Source organism: Allobosea sp. LjRoot9, from assembly GCF_964252745.1.
Lineage (GTDB): Bacteria > Pseudomonadota > Alphaproteobacteria > Rhizobiales > Beijerinckiaceae > Allobosea.
The window spans coordinates 1-18,624 of record NZ_CAXUPC020000015.1; the positions used below are offsets into that span (position 1 = coordinate 1).

Sequence of the window (18,624 nt, forward strand, 5' to 3'; positions counted from 1 at the left end):
CAGGGGAGAAGGGTTCCCCGAGCCCATCTTTGTTTCAACGTGTTTTCTTCGCGCGAGCCGGTATCCACTTTGCTCGAAAACGCTCTCAACGGCTGATGCCGCAACTGCTTTGAAGCTCGAGCGCGTAGACCGGGACCGAGCGGCCCTCCACAACGTAGTGTACCCGGCCATCCGGCCGTTGGCTTGCCGAGGCGTAGCTGGAGAAGATGCGGGCGTAGCAGGCGGCGCGCTCGCCACCATGGCCGCGCTCGGCTGCGACCTGAAGGCCAGTCGCATAAGCCGAACCTGCGGGTCTGCGTGGTCGTATCGCGGTCGCGCGCATGGCGCGGCGCGACGAGATATCGGCCAGACGGTCTATCCCGCAGCGGCTGCGTTGCTCGGCGTTATAGGCGGGGGTCGAGGCCGCATGCCAGTTCCGCCGCCCATCGGCCCTCTCCACGACGACGGCGTGCTTGGCGAAGACCTGCGCATAGCAGCCGGCATTGGCGTAGCCTCGCCCCTCGGCTATCCGCAGCCCGGATTGATAGGCCGTGACGGTCTGCGCCAGCGCCGCATTGCTGCCGAGCAGCAGCATGGCGGCGACCGCATGTCTGAGAACGCCCATTATCAGTCCCCCCGCGAACGTCGGTTTGCGGGGGGAGTGTTTCTGCAGCGTAAACGCCCGTCAAGCGTGCAGGGACGCGCTGCAGCGCCAACCTTACGAAATCGTCATCTTCGCGCCAAATCCGGGTAAGGCTGCGCTCGTCATGGTCCCTGGCACAGACAGGGAAGGCCCTGCCGATTTGACCGAGGGTTTCGCCATGACGACCACCATCTCAAGATCCATTCTGAAGCGCGGCGTCCTGATCGCCGGCGCCGCCACGCTCGGCATCGGCCTTGCCGCCGGTATCGCCGATGGCGCGCTGAAGCTCGATCACAGGGCCTTCGCCCAGCCGATTCAGCTCTCGGGCGTCCAGACGCAATTGCCCTCCTTCGCCGACATCGTCGAGAAGGTGAAGCCCGCCGTCGTCTCCGTCCGCGTCAAGACCCAGACCGTCGCCGCCACCGATGAGGACGGCCAGGGCAGCCTGGACGATCTGCCGCCCGGACTGCGGCGCTTCTTCCGCCAGGACGGCCAAGGCGGCCAAGACGGCCCGCGTCAGGGCCGGCCGCAGCCGCGCCAGGGCATGGCTCAGGGCTCCGGCTTCTTCGTCAGCCAGGACGGCTATGTCGTGACCAACAACCACGTCGTCGAGAACGCGGTCGAGGTCCAGCTCGTCACCGATGACGGCAAGACGCTGGAGGCCAAGGTCGTCGGCACCGATCCGCGCACCGATCTCGCCCTGCTGAAGGTCAAGGATGGCGGCAATTTCCAGTACGTCCAGCTCGCCTCGGCCAAGCCGCGCATCGGCGACTGGGTGCTGGCCGTCGGCAATCCCTTCGGGCTCGGCGGCACCGTGACCGCAGGCATCGTCTCGGCGCAGGGACGCGACATCGGCTCTGGCCCCTATGACGATTACCTGCAGATCGACGCGCCGGTGAACAAGGGCAATTCGGGTGGCCCGACCTTCAACCAGCAGGGCCAGGTCGTCGGCGTCAACACCGCGATCTTCTCGCCCTCGGGCGGCAGTGTCGGCATCGCCTTCGCCATTCCCTCCGCGACCGTCGAGCAGGTCGTCGATGCGCTGAAGAAGGACGGCTCGGTCGCGCGCGGCTTCATCGGCGTGCAGATCCAGCCGGTGACGAGCGAAGTCGCCGACGCTATCGGCCTCAAGGAGGCGCGTGGCGCCCTGGTCGCGAGCGCTGAAAAGGACGGTCCGGCCGCCAAGGCCGGCGTCAAGCGCGGAGACACCATCGTCGCCGTCAATGGCGAGCAGGTGAAGGATGCGCGCGACCTCTCGCGCCGGATCGCCAAGTTCGCGCCGGGCACCAAGACCAGTCTCACGGTCTGGCGTGACGGCAAGGAGCGTCAGCTCAGCTTCGAGGTTGGCCGCCAGCCGGCGGCCTAACGAGGGCAGGCTAGAGTCTCACGGTTCCTGTCGCCCCCACCGGGAGACCAGCCTTCACCGCGGCAGGCCGGATGCGTATCGTCCGGCCTGCCGTTTTTGCGTTTTGTAGGATAGGCTTATCCCATGCGACTCTTGATCGTTGAAGATGATGCCGAGGCAGCGGCCTATCTGACCAAGGCTTTCCGCGAGGCCGGCCATGTCGCCGACCATGCCGCCGACGGGCTCGAAGGCTACGCCATGGCGGAAGGCGGCGGCTATGACGTGCTGGTGGTTGACCGCATGCTGCCGCGCCTCGACGGCCTGTCATTGATCCGCTCGCTGCGCGAGCAGAACGACGTGACCCCGGCGCTGATCCTCTCGGCGCTGGCGCAGGTCGATGATCGGGTGAAGGGCCTGCGCGCCGGCGGCGACGACTATCTGCCGAAACCCTATGCCTTTTCCGAACTGCTCGCGCGGGTCGAGGTGCTGTCGCGCCGCCGCGCCGCGCCGGCGTCCGAGCCCACGACCTATCGCGTCGGCGATCTCGCGCTCGACCGGCTGGCCCATCGCGTCGCGCGCGGCGAGGAGGAGATTCCGCTGCAGCCGCGCGAATTCCGCCTGCTCGAATATCTGATGAAGCATGCCGGGCAGGTGGTGACGCGCACCATGCTGCTGGAGAATGTCTGGGACTATCATTTCGACCCCCAGACCAATGTCATCGACGTGCATGTCAGCCGCCTGCGCGCCAAGGTCGACAAGGGCTTCGAACACCCGATGATCCACACCATTCGCGGCGCGGGATACATGGTCCGTGACACGGCGCGCTGATCCTGCGGAGCAGGGCGCGGCCGCGCAGAGCGTTCCGCGCAAGACGACCACGCATCTGCTGCCAAACCTGTTCCGCACCACCGCCTTCAAGCTGACGGCGGTCTATCTCGTCATCTTCGCGCTCTTCGCCGGCTTCGTGCTGGGCTATGTCGCCTGGAACGCCAAGCGCCTGCTCGACGACCAGATCCGCTCGACCATCGACGCCGAGATCCAGGGGCTTGCCGAGCAGCAGCGCCAGGGCGGCATCAGGCGGCTCGTCAACATCATCGAGCGGCGCTCGCGCGGGCCCGGCGCCTCGCTCTATCTCGTCACCACGCCGGTGGGCGATCGTCTCGCCGGCAATGTCGAGGCCGTGCCGCCCGGTGCGCTCGATCGGCCGGGTGAAAGCGAGATCGAATATGCGCGCTCCGCCGATGCGGTCGATACGCCGAGCCGCGCGATCGTGCGCGTCTTCGTGCTGCCGGCGGGTTTCAGGTTGCTGGTCGGGCGCGATGTCGAGGAGCGCGAGCGTCTCGGCGTGGTGATCAGGCGCGCGGCCGGCTGGTCGCTGCTGCTGGTCTTCGTGCTCGGCTGCTTCGCGAGCTGGTTCGTGGCGCGCCGCGTGCTGAAGCGCGTCGACGGCATGACCGACACGGCCCAGTCGATCATGGCCGGCGATCTGAAGGGCCGGTTGTCGATCTCGGGCACGGGCGACGAGCTCGACCGCCTTGCGCTGAACCTCAATGCCATGCTCGACCGCATCGGTGAATTGATGGCCGGCATGCAGCAGGTCTCCGACAACATCGCCCATGACCTGAAGACGCCCTTGACCCGGCTGCGCAACCGCGCCGAGGAGGCGCTGCGCACGGCGAAATCCCCCGACGAATTGCGCGCTGCGCTCGACGGCTCGATCGACGAGGCCGACAACCTGATCCGCGTCTTCAACGCGCTCTTGATGATCGCGCGCCTCGAGACCGGCCGCATCCAGGACAGTATGGATGCGCTCGACCTCTCCGAGATCGTCTCCGGCATGGCGGAGCTCTATGAGCCGCTGGCCGAGGAGGCGGGCCTCTCGCTGGTCACTGAGGTTGCGCCGGAATTGCATGTCTCGGGCAATCGCGAATTGCTCGGCCAGGCGCTCGCCAATCTGATCGACAACGCCCTGAAATACGGCCAGCCGATCGAGGCGGGCGCGGCGACGGTCGTCGTCTCGGCGGCTCCTGTCGGCTCCGAGATCGAGCTTGTCGTCGCCGATCATGGGCCGGGCGTCCCGGAGGCCGATCGCGGCCGCGTGCTGGAGCGCTTCGTCAGGCTCGACCAGAGCCGCAGCAAGCCCGGCTTCGGGCTCGGCCTGGCGCTGGCGGCCGGCGTCGTCAGGCTGCATGGCGGCCAGCTCAGGCTGGAGGACAATGCGCCGGGCCTGCGCGTGGTGATCTCGCTGCCGCAAGCGCAGCCGAAGCCTGTGGACATGCCCGAGGGCGCTGCGCTCCCGGCCTCGACAGCGCAGCCGAACCCTGCTGGCTTGCAGTCCGCGTGATCTAGCAGGGCGGGACGATGGACGGGCGGCTTTGTGATCGACTGAAGGCCGCCCCCGTGCTGCCGGCCAAAGCCCGCCGCGAGGCGCTCCTCGTGCGCGAGCTGATCGAGCGCCTGCGCGACGATGAAGCCGCCGAGGCTCTGACGCAGCACTTCGCCGCCAACCCGGCATCAGTCGATCTCGTTGCCGGCATCCTGGCGCATTCGCCCTTCCTGACGCAGATCATGCGGCTTGATCCCGCAGGCCTCGTCTCGGCGCTGACGACAGCGCCGGAGGCGCGCCGCGATGCCTTGCTGGCCGAGATCGCGGCCATCGCCGCGTCGGGCGTCGAGACGGCCGAACTCATGCGCGCGCTACGCCGCTTCCGGCAGGCAATGGCGCTCTTGATCGCGCTCGCCGATATCGGCGGCGTCTGGGATGTCGAGACGGTGACGGCAGCGCTGACGGCGATGGCCGATGCCGCCGTGCGTCTCGCGACCGAGCATGTCCTGCGGCAGGCGGCCGATCTCGGCCGCATCCACTTGCGCGATCCGGCTGATCCCGGCGTGGGCTGCGGTCTCGTCGTGCTCGCGCTTGGCAAGCATGGCGCGGGCGAGCTGAACTACTCCTCCGACATCGACATCGTCGTCTTCTTCGATCCCGAGGCTGCCGAGACTGTAGGCGTCGCCGAGCCGTCGAGCTTCTTCGTCAAGCTGACGCAAGCCATCGCCCGCATCATCCAGGAGCGTACGCCCGACGGCTATGTCTTCCGCGTCGATCTGCGCCTGCGGCCGGACCCGGCCTCGACCCATGTCGCGGTCGCGCTGCCATCAGCCTATTCCTACTACGAGACCGTCGGCCAGAACTGGGAACGCGCCGCCATGATCAAGGCGCGGCCGGTCGCGGGCGACCTCGCGCTGGGCAAGCGCTTCCTCGCCGATCTCGCGCCCTTCATCTGGCGCAAATATTTCGACTTCGCCGCGATCGCCGACATCCATGCGATGAAGCGCCAGATCCAGACGGTGAAGGGCCATGAGACGATCGCCGTCGAGGGCCATAATGTGAAGCTCGGGCGCGGCGGCATCCGCGAGATCGAGTTCTTCGTGCAGACGCAGCAGCTTGTCTTCGGCGGCCGGCGCCCGGCCCTGCGCGGCCCGCGCACGCTGGAGATGCTCGGCGAACTGACGCATGAGGGCTGGATCACGCCCAAGGCGCGTGATGAGCTCGCCGAATCCTATCGCTATCTGCGCGTGATCGAACATCGCCTGCAGATGCGCCATGACGAGCAGACGCAGACCTTGCCCAAGGCGAAGGGCGATCTGGAAGCCTTCGCGCGCTTCTGCGGCTATCCCTCGACTGCGGCCTTCGGCAAGGCGCTGACGGCGCATGCCAGGCGCGTCGAGGGGCATTACGCCTTGCTCTTCGAGGAGGGGCCGAGCCTGGCCAGCGAAGCGGGCACGCTGAGCTTCACCGGCACCGAGCTCGACCCGGACACATTGGCGACCCTGCGCAAGCTCGGCTTCCGCGACCCCGGCACCGCCGCCGAGACGGTGCGCGGCTGGCATTTTGGCCGCCGCGCCGCCGTCACCAGCGCCCGCGCCCGCGAGGTCCTGACGGAGCTGACGCCGGCGCTCTTGGTGGCGCTGGGTCGCACCGTCGATCCCGATGGCGCGCTCGCCCATCTCGACAACGCCTTCGTGCGCATGCCGGCGGCGGTCGAATTGCTGACGCTGCTGCGCTCGCATGCGTCGTTGCTGACGATCTTCGCCGACATCCTCGGCAGCGCGCCGAGGCTCGCCAAGGTCGCCGCGCTCTATCCCCATGTCCTCGACGGCATCATCGACCCGGCCTTCACCTCGGCCAATCTCGACATCGATGCCTTGACCGGCCGCATCAGGGCCGTCGTCGGCAATCCGCCGCCCAGCGTCGAGGACGGGCTCGACCGCTTGCGCGATGCGGCGCGGCAGGAGAATTTCCTGGTCGGCGCGCGCCTGATTTCGGGCGTCTACCGGGCCCAGCAGGCGGGCCAGGCCTATTGCGCCGTGGCCGAAGGCTGCCTGCGCGTCGCCTTCGACGATACCCGGGCCGCCTTCGCCGCCGATCATGGCCTCATTGCGGGCGCCGAGACGGTGGTGCTGGGGCTGGGCCGGCTCGGCGCGGGCGAGCTGACGCCATCCTCCGATCTCGACCTGATCCTGCTCTATGACCGGCCGGAGGACGCCGGCCCGAGCGACGGCGCCAAAAGCCTCGACCCCGTCACCTGGCATGTCCGCTTCACCCAGCGGCTGGTGGCAGCGCTGACGGTGCCGACGCGGCGCGGCGGGCTCTACCAGGTCGATATGCGCCTGCGGCCCACCGGCAACAAAAGCCCGGCAGCGACCCAGTTCTCCGGTTTCGAGGCCTATCATACAGGCGAGGCCGAGATCTGGGAGGAGATGGCGCTGACACGCGCCCGCGTCGTCGCCGGCGATGCCGGATTGGCGCAACGGGCTCAGGCTGCGATTACCCTGGTCCTGCGGCGCGAGCGCAAGCCGGCGAAGGTCGCGGCAGCTGTGCTGGAGATGCGCGCCCTGATCGCCAAGGAGAAGGGCGAGAGCGATCCCTGGGATCTGAAGCTCGTGGCTGGCGGCCTGACCGATCTGGATTTCCTGGCGCAGTTCCTGGTGCTGGCCCATGCCGCGCGCCATCCAGGCCTGGTCGCGCCCGATACCGCCGCCGTTTTCGCCGCGGCGCGGGAGGTTGGCTTGCTGTCGCCTGCCGATGCGGCCTTCCTGATCGAGGCGCACAGGCTGATCGGCGATGTTCAGCTATGGCAGCGTTTCACCGTCGAGGAGACGTTCGACCCTGCCGCCGTGCCGCCGCGCGTGCTCAAGCGGATTGCGACGGCTGTGGGCCGGCCGGACGCCAAGGTGTTGCGGGCGGAGCTGGACGAGATGCGCGCCGGTGTCCGCGCCCTGTTCCAGAAGCTGCTCGGCGCGGCCCGCGCCGGCTGAGGGCTCAGGCCGCCTGGGCGGTGATGCGCCCGGCGCCGCCATCCAGCGGCAGATGCACCATCACGATGGTGCCGGCGCCGATCGATGAGCGCAGGCGCAGCGAGCCGCCATGCAGTTCGGCCAGCGAGCGAGCGATGGCGAGGCCGAGCCCCGAGCCCTGATAGCTGCGGGTGAGGTCGCCCTCGACCTGTTCGAAGGGCCGCCCGATACGGTCGATCTTCTCCTTGGGAATGCCGATGCCGGTGTCCTCGATATAGATGTTGAGCGCACCCGGCACCTGGCGCAGCCGCACCGCGACCTGCCCGCCTTCGGGCGTGAACTTGACCGCGTTGTCGAGCAGATTGCCGAGGATCTGGTAGAGCGCGTGTGGATCGGCCTCCAGGCGCAGGTCGCGCGGCCCCTCGATGCGCAGCGCAAGGTGCTTGCGGTCGATTTCGCTGCGCGCCTTGAGGACGGCCTCGTCGATGACCAGGCCCACCGCGACGTCGGATTTCTCGAGCCGCATCCGGCCGGCCTCGATGCGGGCCATGTCGAGGACGTCGTTGATGACGCCGAGCAGATAGCCCCCGCTGGAGCGGATATCGCGGACATAGTCGAGATAGCGGTCGCAGCCGAGGCTGCCGAACAGGCCGTTTTCCATGATCTCGGAGAAGCCGATGATGGCGTTGAGCGGCGTGCGCAGCTCATGGCTCATATTGGCCAGGAATTCCGATTTGGCCCGGTTGGCGCTCTCGGCCGCGGCCTTCTGCTCCAGATAGCGCTCGGCCATGTCGGCGAGCTGCTGCGCCTGCGCTTCCAGCTTCTGGCGCGAGGCCTTGAGGTCGGTGACATGCATCAGGAGCTGGTGCTCCGACTGGGTCAGGCGCTCCTCCTGCTGCTTCAGCTTGGTGATGTCGGTGCCGACCGAGACCGAGCCGCCATCCTTGGTGCGGCGGCCGTTGATCTGCAGCCAGCGGCCGTCAGACAGGCGCGCCTCATAGGACGAGGCGCCGACCGTGCCGCGCATGGTGCGCACCGGCTCGCGGTCGATATTGGGCTGGGCGCTCAGCGCCATCAATTGATCATGGCCGATGCCGACCTGGAGCTGCTCCGAGGGGAGCTGGTGGAGCTGCTGGTATTTGGCGTTGCACAGGACGAGGCGGTTATCGGCATCCCAGAGCACGAAAGCTTCGGAGATCGCCTCGACGGCGTCGCGCAGGCGGGCGTCGGCGGTCGCCGTGCGCTCGGCCATGTTGCGCTGCTCGGAGATGTCGACGGCGATGCCGACGAGATGCTGGGAATGGGTCCGGCGGTCGATCACGAGCTCGGCGCGGGCCTTGAGCCAGACCCAGTCGCCGGTGGCGCCGCGCACGCGGAACTCCTGGTCGAGATGCTCGGCCTCGCCGCGGCTGATCGCATCGGCAAGCGCATAGAGATCGACATCGTCGGGATGGATGAAGGCGCTGACCTCGCCGAAGGACATGTAGTCGCCGGAGCGGTCATAGCCGAGCATGGCGTACATCGAATCCGACCAGTAGATCCGGCCACGCGCCAGATCCCAGTCCCACAAGCCGCAATGGCCGCGGTTCAGGGCGGAGTCGATGCGCTGGCGCACGCGGTCGCAATCCTCATCGGCGGCCGAGGCCCGCCGCGATTGCAGGATGAAGGCGAGGGTGAGGGCGACGAGCACGAGCGCGGCTGAGCCGATCAGCGCCAAGATCGCGCTGCGGCGCTGCTGCCAGGTCGCGAGCGCCCGGGACACGGGCTGCATCACCGCGACCTGGCCGAGCGGGGCGGGAAGATTGCGGACGGTCGCGAACACCTCGGTCGCGCCCGGCAGGGTGATGCGCATCACGCCGGCGCGGTCGCCGAACACGGTCAGCGGCTGGGTCTGGCCGAGGAGGTCGACCAGCGTGCGCTGGGTCTGGCCGATGACGGGCTCGCTGGCGATGACCTGCCCGTCGGCTGTGCTGACATGGACGATGCGGCCATGGGGGGCGAGGTGCTTGGAGGCCAGCGTTGCAAGAAGAGACGCAGGCGAGGCGCCGGTCTGGACCGCGACCTCAAGTTCTCGCACGATCAGCGCCGAGACGAGATCGATGTCGCCTGCAGCATCGAGCAGGGCGTCATCTCGCATGGCCGAGGTTTGAACCAGGGCCCCGGCGCCCAGGATGAGCATGAACACGGCGACGAGCGCCGGCAAGACTTTGCGAAAGATCGGTTCGAGGCTCTCGAAACGCCGATAAAGCGGGTGCGTCAGCGATCTGGCGACCCCCAGAATCGTGTCTGCGCGCATAGATGCGCAGCTCGCGTTGGCACGCGTCATGCCCGTCCCCCTTCGGATAATCCGTACCGTCAGTAAGATCGGGAGACGTGCCGCATCCCCTCGAATCACTTTGAGTTGAATCCGCGCGGGCCGGTTTGTCTAGCCTTGAGTTGAATCGGGACGTAAGAATTCGCCTTAAGGTTGTAGTGATCGAATCAATGAATCCTGTGCGGGTAATGAAACGTTAACGTTTCGGGCAAGGGGCCCCTCAGTGCCGTTCAGGCGAGAGCGCGCTCGGCGATATCGGCGACGTCCCGCGACAATCCGGGCGTCCGCGCGACCATCGCCAGAGACGCCTGTGCGAGGTCCTTGCGGGTGGGTTCGAGCATCTTCCAGCTCTTGAATGAGCCGAGCAGGCGCGAGGCGACCTGGGGGTTGGTTCGGTCGAGCGCGATGACCATGTCGGCGACGAATTCGTAGCCCGCGCCGTCGGCCCGGTTGAACTGGGTCAGGTTCGCGGCGAAGCCGCCGATCAGGGCGCGCACGCGGTTGGGATTGCCGAGCGAGAAGCCCTTGTGCTGCATCAATCGCTTGACGCGGTCGAGCGTACCTGGTTCGGCGATCAGCGCCTGCGCCATCAGCCATTTGTCGAGCACCAGCGGCTCGCTGGCATAGATCTCGGCGAAGCGCCCGATCAAGTGCTCGCGCGCCTCGCCGGGGATCAGCGTCATGGCCGCGAGCGCGGCCAGCCGGTCGGTCAGGTTGTCGGCGCTCGAAAACTGCTGCTCCACCAGCCGGGCTCCCGCCTCGGGAGCGGCGATGGCGATCAATCCAAGGGCCTCATTGCGTAGGGCGCGGCGGCCGGCGGAGGCCGCATCGGGAGCGTAGGTGGCCTTGGTGGCGAGCGTGTCGCGCAGGCCGATCAGCGTTGCTTCCAAAGCCTGCCCGATTGCGCCCGACAGGTTGCGATGGGCGCCATAGATCGCGTCGGGATCGACATCGCCGCCGATCTCGCGGGCGATGTCGGCCGGGGCCGGCAGGCGCAGCACCTGGGCAGCGAAGGCCGGGTCGGCAAGCCCCTGTTCGCGCAGGAAATGCTCAAGCGCGCCTGCGATCTCGGCTGCCTTCGCCAGGAGGACGGCGCGGTCGGTGCCGGGGCGCCCGGCCGCGACCAGGGCCCGTGTCGCCACGCTCTGCAGCGCCTGCCAGCGGTTGAAGGAATCGCTGTCGGCCGAGAACAGGCGCAGCAAATCGGCGTCGGAGAGATCGAGCTCGAGCCGCACCGGCGCCGAGAAACCGCGCAGCAGCGAGGGGATCGGCGCCTCCGCGACATCGCTGAAGACCACCGAAAGCGAGGGCTGGTCGAGTACGATCAGCCCGTCCCCGGCATAAGCGCTCGATCCGGTCGTCAGGGGCAGGTCGCCATCCCGGCCGACGAGACCGAGCGTGACCGGCAGCACCACTGGCTGCTTCGTCGCCTGGCCTGGCGTCGGCGGGGTCGTCTGGGCGAGGTCGAGCGTGTAGCGCTTCGCCCGCGCGTCGTAGCGGCCGGAGGCGACGATGGTGGGCGTGCCGGCCTGCTCGTACCAGCGCGCGAAATGGGAAAGGTCCCGGCCCGAGGTCTCGGCGAAGCAGTCGAGGAACTCCTCGATCGTCGCCGCCGTGCCGTCGCAGCGCTCAAAATAGAGGTCCATGCCGCGCTTGAAGGCGTCCGCGCCGATCAGGACCTTGAGCATGCGGATCACCTCCGCGCCCTTCTCATAGACCGTCGGCGTGTAGAAGTTGTTGATTTCCTTATAGGCACGCGGCCTGACCGGGTGGGCGAGGGGGCCTGCATCCTCGGAGAATTGCGTCGCGCGCAGCGTGCGCACGTCAGCGATGCGCTTCACCGGGCGCGAGCGCTCATCGGAGGAGAACTCCTGGTCGCGGAAGACGGTGAGGCCCTCCTTCAGGCAAAGCTGGAACCAGTCGCGGCAGGTGATGCGGTTGCCGGTCCAGTTGTGGAAATACTCATGCGCGATGATCGCCTCGATCGAGGCATAGTCGCCATCGGTGGCGGTCTGCGGATCGGCCAGCACATATTTGTCGTTGAAGATGTTGAGGCCCTTGTTCTCCATCGCGCCCATGTTGAAGTCCGACACGGCGACGACGTTGAACACGTCGAGATCGTAATTGCGGCCGAAGACGCGCTCGTCCCAGCGCATGCAGCGCACCAGCGAATCCAGCGCCCAGCCGGCGCGCCCGGCCTTGCCGGGCTCGACATAAACAGCGAGCTCGACCTGCTGGCCGTCGGCGGTGACATAGTCTTCGCGGACATGGTCGAGCGCACCGCCAACCAGGGCGAAGAGATAGGCCGGCTTGGGATGGGGGTCGTGCCAGACGGCGAAATGCCGGTCGCTGCCGGGCACTTCCCCCGTCGCGACGCGGTTGCCGTTGGAGAGCAGCACCGGCGCCTCGGCCTTCGCCGCCTCCAGCCTGACCGTATAGACCGACATCACATCGGGCCGGTCGAGGAAATAGGTGATGCGGCGGAAGCCGTCCGCCTCGCATTGCGTGCAATAGACCTTGGACGAGCGGTAGAGGCCCATCAGCTTGGTGTTGGCGGAGGGGTCGAGCACGGTCTCGATCGTCAGGGTGAAACCGCGCCGGGGCGGCGCATGAACGGTCAGCGATTGCGGGCCGGCGGCAAAGGCGTTCGCATCGAGCGTGACGCCGTCCAGCTTGATCTCGCTCAGCGCCAGCTCGTCGCCGTCGAGGATCAGGGGCGCGCCCGGCTGGCCAGCCGGGTTGGGTCGCAGGCCGAGCAGGGCGCGCACGCGGGTCTGCTGCGGGGCGAGGCTGATGTCGAGATCGACCGTATCGATCAGCCAGTCGGACGGGCGATAGTCCTCGAGGCGGATCAAGGGGGTGTCTTCGGCGCGCATGGACTGACCTGACAGAAGCGACTCTTAAGCCTCGTGTGTAGCCCGAGCCTCCTCCGCTCGGAAGTCCGGGCGTGCCGCAGGGCTGGAGCGCTTGCGGGGCCGGGCCCATGGTCTCTCCCATGGGCTTCGCCATGGCCCGGCTTCGGGTCAGAGGAGATCGGCAAGCATCCGCGCCGCCCGTTGGGCGCCGTCTGCTTCGACCTGTCTGAATTGCGGCGGTGCCTGCAGCGCCGTGACCATGGCCTGCGCGATCATGTCCGGTGTCGCGGTGGCGTAGTCCATACGCTGCCCCGCGCCGTAACGGTCGAGGCGGTGGGCGACGTGGAAATTCTGCTCGAAGTGATTGCGGAGCGGGAAATAGAGAAACGGCGTGCCCGCCGCCGTCAGCTCCATGCAGGTGGTCAGCCCGCCCTGCACCAGCGCGAGATCGCAGGCTGCGAGATGACGGTCGAGGTTCGGCACGAAGGCATGTACTTCGACGCCTGCTGGCGCCTTGAGCGAGGCAGGATCGATGCGCGGACCGGCGACGACGATCATGCGCAGGCCCGGGAGCCGCGCGCTGGCCAGCGCATGGCTTTGCAGGATGCGCCTGATCAGATGCCCGCCGATCCCCGAGCCGCCGACCGTCACGATGCACACGCGCTCGCCGCGATTGTAGCCGAGCCTCTCGCGCAACTCGGCCCGTCCGCCAAAGCTCTCGGGGTGCGCGCCGATAACGTAACCGGCGAAATCGAAGTGCTTGGGCACCCAATCGCGCATCGCCGGCAGGTCCCGGCCGAACGACAACGGAGCAATATCCTCGGGATTCCCGACGAAGATGGCACGATCCCGAACACCCGGGTGGCGTTCAATGTGCCCGATCATCTCGGCATTGTAGTCGGTGGTCAGAAAGGCTTCGTGATCTCCTCCCGATGGCATGGGGATGTAGCCCACGAAATCGGTGAGCCAGGCGAGCTTGGCCCTCTTCAGCTCGGGATGCTCGTGCCAATAATGGTCGATGTCCCAGGCTTCATCGGCGATCACGAGATCGTAGCCGCCCTCGTCGACGGCATCCTGGAAGATCATGAAATTGGCGATCAGCACCTCATCCATCCGGCGGATGGCCTGGAAGGCATTGAGCTCGTGCTCGCCCGACTCCAGTTCGATGTGCCGCGTCTCGCTGGCGAGCCGAGGACTTAGCGGATGGATGGGCTCGCGATGCGCCTCCAGCAGGCGCGTCACCGGATCCTGCGCCAGCCAGTCGATCCGCAGCTCCGGGTGCAGTTTGCGCAACTCGCGGGCAATGGCGATGTCGCGGCGACCATGTCCAAGACCGATGGGCGAGGACAGATAGAGCGCCTTCTTTGTCTTCGCGCTCCGCCGCACAGCGCCTTCCCGGGCGGGAATGCCGAGCTTTCGGTCGAGAAAATCGACGATCAATGTGTTGCACTTTGCCGGATAGCGCCCGAACGGATTATGGCCGCCGCCTGGAATCGCTACGAGCTCGGCGCCGGTTACCTCCGCCACCGCTTGCGCGCGCGCATGAGGCTGAATCTGATCGTCTTCGCCGTGGATCATCAGAATCGGGCAGCGAATCTTGCGGTACATCGCTTCGCTGACATCGAAGGCCGGCGGAAGTGAGCGCGCTTCCACGGTCTTGGTCAGAACGGCACCCGTGGTGTCGCTGGCCCAGCCGATTGCATCCTCGATCTGCTTGGTCGAGTGAGGATCCGAGAAGATGTTGCGAGCGAAATAATCCGCGAAATCGGGATAGTTCCTAAGCCAGTATTCGCGGTTGTACTTGTTCCATCCCTCGAACCGTTCATGCCTGGCGAGAAAATGCTGCGGTGTCGCGTAAGGATATCCGGGGCCTATGCTCGCCGATGTCCCGCCCAGAATCGCTGCTTTGACCCGTTCGGGGTGATGCGCGGCGAGCGCGCAGGCCAGCATGCCGCCAAAGGAAAGACCCACGAGGATGGCCTCACCGGCCTCGGCCGCATCCATGACGGCAAGTGCGTCGGCGAGGTAGTTGTCCAGCGCATACGCAGCGACAGTGGCGGGCCGGTCGGACTTGCCGTTGCCACGGCCGTCATAGGCAATGCAGCGGAAGCGCTCGCTGAAATAGGGCAACTGCGCCTTGTAGACACGGGAGTGCACGATGCTCCAAGGCGGCAGGAAAACAATCGTCTCCGGGCCGTCGCCATAGATCTCGTAGTGCAGCTTCACGCCGTCGCGATCGACGAAGCCCTCCTCGCCGGGCAGCTTTGCGCGCATGATGTCACCTCTTCGGCGAAGCTCCTTCCGCCATACGAATGAGATCCCCCACGCGCTCCAAGGATCGGCGTACGGGCGAGCCCTGCTTTTCCAGGCCGAGGAGATAAAGGCTCTCCGCCCCGATGAAGGCGTTGGCGACGAGGGCGCCGACCTCCTCGGGCGAGAACCGGCCCAGGCTGCCTATTTCGGGCTCGCTCCTGCGCACGGCATCCACGATGAGATCCACCCAGCCCATGATCCCGGCGCGAATGACCTCGGCGACGGCTTGATCATGCCAACTGGCGGCGATGAGCTCCTGCAGAACGCGCACATAGCCCGAGCCGATATCGTCGTCGAGATATTGGCAGGCGCGGTCCCATCGCTCCGATAGCGTGAGCGTCGCGTCGCCGAACATGGCGTTCTGGCGACTGAGCAACTGTGCGTTCAGATATTCGAAGAGCGCGAGCACGAGCCCCTGCTTGGAGCCGAAGTGATAGTGAATCTGGCTCAGCGGCACGCCTGCGGCAGCCGCCACCTCACGGGTCGACAATCCGGCATAGCCATTCTGGCGCAGCACCTGCTTGGCCGCCTCGAGCAGCGTGACGCTGGTCTCCGGTTTCTTCGACAACGCGCCCGCCATGCCAATCCTTCCAACTCCCCGCCGGCACCTCATTCGAGAAGGGCCAAGGATCATCCGCCGCCGCTATGGGCGCTTCAACCCTGCGGGCGGCGTTTCAGGGGAGCCATCTGCGGCGGCCTTGCGCCCGGGAAGCGGAATGAGCATCGATACCTGCTCGCGATAGCGGCGATATTGATCGCCAAACAAGCCGATCAGATCGCGTTCCTCGAGATAGATCCCGATCAGGATGTAGCCGGTGGTCGCGATCGCAAACAGCAAATGTCCGGCCGTCATGGCGGGCGTTGCCCAGAAGGCCAGCAGGAAGCCGAGATAGATCGGATGCCGGACCTTCCTGTAGAAGAACGGCGTCTTGAACACCGGTTCAGGCAATGTTCGGCCGCATAGCCGGGCATAGACCTGGCGCAGGCCGAACAGCTCGAAATGATTGATCAGGAAGGTGCTGATCAGCACGACGGCCCAGCCGACCCAGAAAATGGCCTGCAGGGCCGCGGCGCCGACAGGACCGGTCACCGACCACACCAGTTCGGGCATCGGCCGCCACTGCCAATAGAGCAGCACCAGCGCCAGGCTCGCGAGCAGCACATAGGTCGTCCGCTCGACCGGCTGCGGCACGAACTGCGTCCACCAGCGCTTGAACCCGGGCCGAGCCATGACGCTGTGCTGAATGGCGAAGAGCCCCAGCAAGACCATGTTGATCAGCAATGCCGGCGCGAGCGGCCCGGCTACGCCGCTGTCGATCGTCTTGGGCACCGGCAGGTTGCCGACGAAGGCGATGGCGTAAAGGAACGTGCCCAGGAACAGCAGATAGGCCAGCACACCGTACAGAACTGAAGCGATGCCACCCATGGCGATGCCTCCTTGCCGTGGAGCTGCCGAAGACCGCGATGCCGCGCCTTCGTTCGGTCGAACGACCGATATTGCTCGAACGTAATATCGGTCGACCGACCGAGTCAATCGCTGGATCGGCCGTGCCCTTCCACGGATCAATCCGAACGGTTCCCGGAGCATCGGCCCGAAAAGTGGGAACCGGTTTTCGGGGCAAGCCGATGCGGGACCAAAAGAGCATCGGCCCGAAAAGTGGGAACCGGTTTTCGGGGCAAGCCGATGCGGGACCAAAAGAGCATCGGCCTTTGAGACCGACTTATGGCTGAAGCTCCGCCGTCATTCCGGGGCGATCCGAAGGATCGAGCCTGGAACCCAGAACCGATACCGCTGCTCAAGACGGCACCGGTCGCCGGCTCGCGTCACGAGGACGCGCAGCGGCTCTGGGTTCCGGGCCCATGGCTGCGCCATGTCCCGGAATGACGGCAGAGAATAACGCCAGAGCTCAGCGCCAGCCGGCTTCCTTGTCGCAGGCGGCGCGCGCGGCCGGATTGCTCTTCTCCCATTGCGAGATCGAGCGGGTCTCGTTGTCGCTCATCTTGTTGTTCATGCAGACGCAGTATTTGCGCACGATCGGCTCGGCCGCGCCGCCGGCATTGTCGATCAGGCATTGCCCGACCCATTTGGCGTCATCGGCGCTCTGCGCCATGGCGGCTTGGCCGGTAAACAAGGTCTGGCCGGTAAGCAGGGTGAATGCGATGGCGGCGGTCGCGAGAATGGCTGTCTTCATCAGTGATGTCCCTCGTCATGCCTCGCTGTTCGGAAGCGACAGCGTTTGGCGGCCGCAACCTCTCACCGGGACGTGGACCTCGAATGCATCAGCTGTGAACCGCGGTCACAATCCGGGCAGCGGGTCGGGCGTCGTCGCCATGCGCGCCGGTTCCGCATGGCTGACGAGCCGGCAGACCTGCGGGCGGGCGATCCGAACCGCGCGCTCGATCGCATCGACGGCGGCATGGACGGCCGCGACATTGAGCGCGGGGTCGACGCGGCAGTGATAATTCACCACCAGCCCATTCTTGGTCTGGCGCACGCGGACGCTGTGAATGTCGTGGATCGGCCCGCCGAGTTTTGAGGCTTCGCCCGCCAGGGCCTTGCCGATATCCTCGACCGTCTCCCAGGCGGCGTTGTGGCCGGCCGGCGCGCCGGTCTCCATCGGTTCGATATGGGTCTCGACCTCTGTCTCGCCGCCGAATTCTTCCCGGATCGCCGCTTCCAGCCGGGTCGCGATGTCATGCGCTTCGCCCAGCGGCAATTTGGCGTCGACCTCCATGTCGAGGCTCACCGAGAGCCGCCCGCCAATGGTGTGGACGGTGACGTGATGCACCGGGATCTTGAGCTTGAGCGCGATCAGCAGCACTTTCTCCAGCGCCGTTTCGTCATCGACCTGGATCGGGTTGGCGGCGATGGTGATCTCGGCTCCGGGCTCTTCCTTCTCGACGGCGTCGAGCAGCGCCTGCTTGATCGCCACGACCCGGTCGAGCGGCAAGGTGCGCGAGACGCGGATGCCGATCTCGCCATAGGTTCGCCCGCCGGCCGGGCGGACCCTGATCCAGTCGACCGCCACGATGCCCGGCACGGCCGCCGCGATCTTGTTCAGTCGCTCGCTGACGCCCTCTGGCGCTGCGTCCATCAAGGTGTTGATGGTTCGCCGGGCGAGCCTGAAGGCGGAAAAAGCAGTGAAGGCCGCGATCGCGAAGGCGGCGATCGTGTCGGCGCGCGGCGCGCCGGCCCAGACGCCGATGAGGCCGGCGAGCACCAGCGCGGAGCCGACGAAATCCGTCGAGAAATGCGTCGCCTCGCCGGCCAGCGCCTCGCTGCCGGTCTCCTTGGCGACGCGGCTGAGCGAGCGCCAGCGCAGCGCATCGACCGTCATCGAAAGCAGCATCACGCCGATGACCACGGGCGTGACGGCGACATATTCGGCGATGCCCAGCCACAGCCGCGAGCCTGCCTCCCAGAGGATCGCGCCGGCGAGCGTGAACAGGATCGCGGTTTCGACCAGTGCGGCCAGCGCCTCGAGCTTGCCATGGCCGTAATGGTGCTCCTCATCGGCCGGCTTGTCGGCGGCATGGACGGCAAACCAGGTGAACAGGGTCGAGCCGATATCGACCAGGCCCTGGAGGGCGTCGGTCAGCAGGGCCAGCGAGCCCGAGATCATCGCCGCCACGACCTTCGCGGCCGTGAGCAGGATGGTGGCCATCACGGACAGCATCGCCGCGCGGCGCTTGATCGCGCTGATCTGCAGGGCGGTCGGCGCCGGCCGCTCGTCTGCGTCGTCCGTTCTCGTCATGGCAAATCCCGTATCGGGCTGTCATCAATGGCCAGAGCAGGATTTGGGGTCAAAACAGGACTTGGTCCGAAAACCGGTTCCCACTCTTTGGTGTCATGCTCTAGGAATGCGCAGGGTTTGGCCCG

The 18,624-nt window shown here is 66.7% G+C and carries 12 protein-coding genes; 4 read left to right on the top strand and 8 right to left on the bottom strand.

Translation table 11 applies throughout. The features are described from left to right. Window positions 1-85: 85 nt before the first annotated feature. A complete protein-coding gene (locus tag ACSQ3P_RS31245) occupies window positions 86-604 on the bottom strand; it encodes a hypothetical protein (protein WP_436169309.1) in 519 nt (172 codons plus the stop codon). A gap of 196 nt (window positions 605-800) precedes the next feature. Here ACSQ3P_RS31245 and ACSQ3P_RS31250 point away from each other — a divergent pair, with 196 nt between their 5' ends. From ACSQ3P_RS31250 to ACSQ3P_RS31265, 4 genes are all read left to right on the top strand, one after another. Then, a complete protein-coding gene (locus tag ACSQ3P_RS31250; RefSeq protein ID WP_436169310.1) occupies window positions 801-1,988 on the top strand; it encodes a trypsin-like peptidase domain-containing protein in 1,188 nt (395 codons plus the stop codon). Between the two features lie 123 nt (window positions 1,989-2,111). Continuing rightward, the gene (locus ACSQ3P_RS31255; RefSeq protein WP_069690458.1) at window positions 2,112-2,795 is read left to right on the top strand and encodes a response regulator transcription factor; all 684 of its coding nucleotides are present in this window, start codon (window positions 2,112-2,114) and stop codon (window positions 2,793-2,795) included. 55 nt (window positions 2,796-2,850) lie between these two features. Continuing rightward, entirely contained in the window at window positions 2,851-4,311 is a 1,461-nt protein-coding gene (locus tag ACSQ3P_RS31260) for an ATP-binding protein (protein ID WP_436169358.1), read from the top strand. 17 nt (window positions 4,312-4,328) lie between these two features. Then, window positions 4,329-7,283, top strand: coding sequence for a bifunctional [glutamine synthetase] adenylyltransferase/[glutamine synthetase]-adenylyl-L-tyrosine phosphorylase (locus ACSQ3P_RS31265; protein WP_436169311.1), 2,955 nt, complete (start codon window positions 4,329-4,331; stop codon window positions 7,281-7,283). Between the two features lie 4 nt (window positions 7,284-7,287). Here the strand turns inward: ACSQ3P_RS31265 and ACSQ3P_RS31270 are convergent, their stop codons facing one another. The 7 genes from ACSQ3P_RS31270 to ACSQ3P_RS31300 form a co-directional block, all read right to left on the bottom strand. Beyond that, window positions 7,288-9,558: a PAS domain-containing sensor histidine kinase gene (locus ACSQ3P_RS31270; RefSeq protein WP_436169312.1), complete on the bottom strand. Its 2,271-nt coding sequence runs from the start codon at window positions 9,556-9,558 to the stop codon at window positions 7,288-7,290. A gap of 248 nt (window positions 9,559-9,806) precedes the next feature. Beyond that, complete coding sequence (pepN, locus tag ACSQ3P_RS31275) at window positions 9,807-12,452, bottom strand: aminopeptidase N (RefSeq protein ID WP_436169313.1); 2,646 nt, start codon at window positions 12,450-12,452, stop codon at window positions 9,807-9,809. Between the two features lie 147 nt (window positions 12,453-12,599). Further along, on the bottom strand, window positions 12,600-14,705 hold the full coding sequence (locus ACSQ3P_RS31280; protein ID WP_436169314.1) for an alpha/beta fold hydrolase: 2,106 nt from the start codon (window positions 14,703-14,705) through the stop codon (window positions 12,600-12,602). 4 nt (window positions 14,706-14,709) lie between these two features. Next, window positions 14,710-15,324: a TetR/AcrR family transcriptional regulator gene (locus ACSQ3P_RS31285; protein ID WP_436169315.1), complete on the bottom strand. Its 615-nt coding sequence runs from the start codon at window positions 15,322-15,324 to the stop codon at window positions 14,710-14,712. Between the two features lie 63 nt (window positions 15,325-15,387). Further along, complete coding sequence (mddA, locus tag ACSQ3P_RS31290) at window positions 15,388-16,170, bottom strand: methanethiol S-methyltransferase (protein WP_436169316.1); 783 nt, start codon at window positions 16,168-16,170, stop codon at window positions 15,388-15,390. Window positions 16,171-16,651: 481 nt separating this feature from the next. Next, the gene (locus tag ACSQ3P_RS31295; protein WP_436169317.1) at window positions 16,652-16,936 is read right to left on the bottom strand and encodes a hypothetical protein; all 285 of its coding nucleotides are present in this window, start codon (window positions 16,934-16,936) and stop codon (window positions 16,652-16,654) included. A 105-nt stretch (window positions 16,937-17,041) separates the two neighbouring features. Further along, on the bottom strand, window positions 17,042-18,499 hold the full coding sequence (locus ACSQ3P_RS31300) for a cation-efflux pump (RefSeq protein WP_436169318.1): 1,458 nt from the start codon (window positions 18,497-18,499) through the stop codon (window positions 17,042-17,044). Window positions 18,500-18,624: the final 125 nt, after the last annotated feature.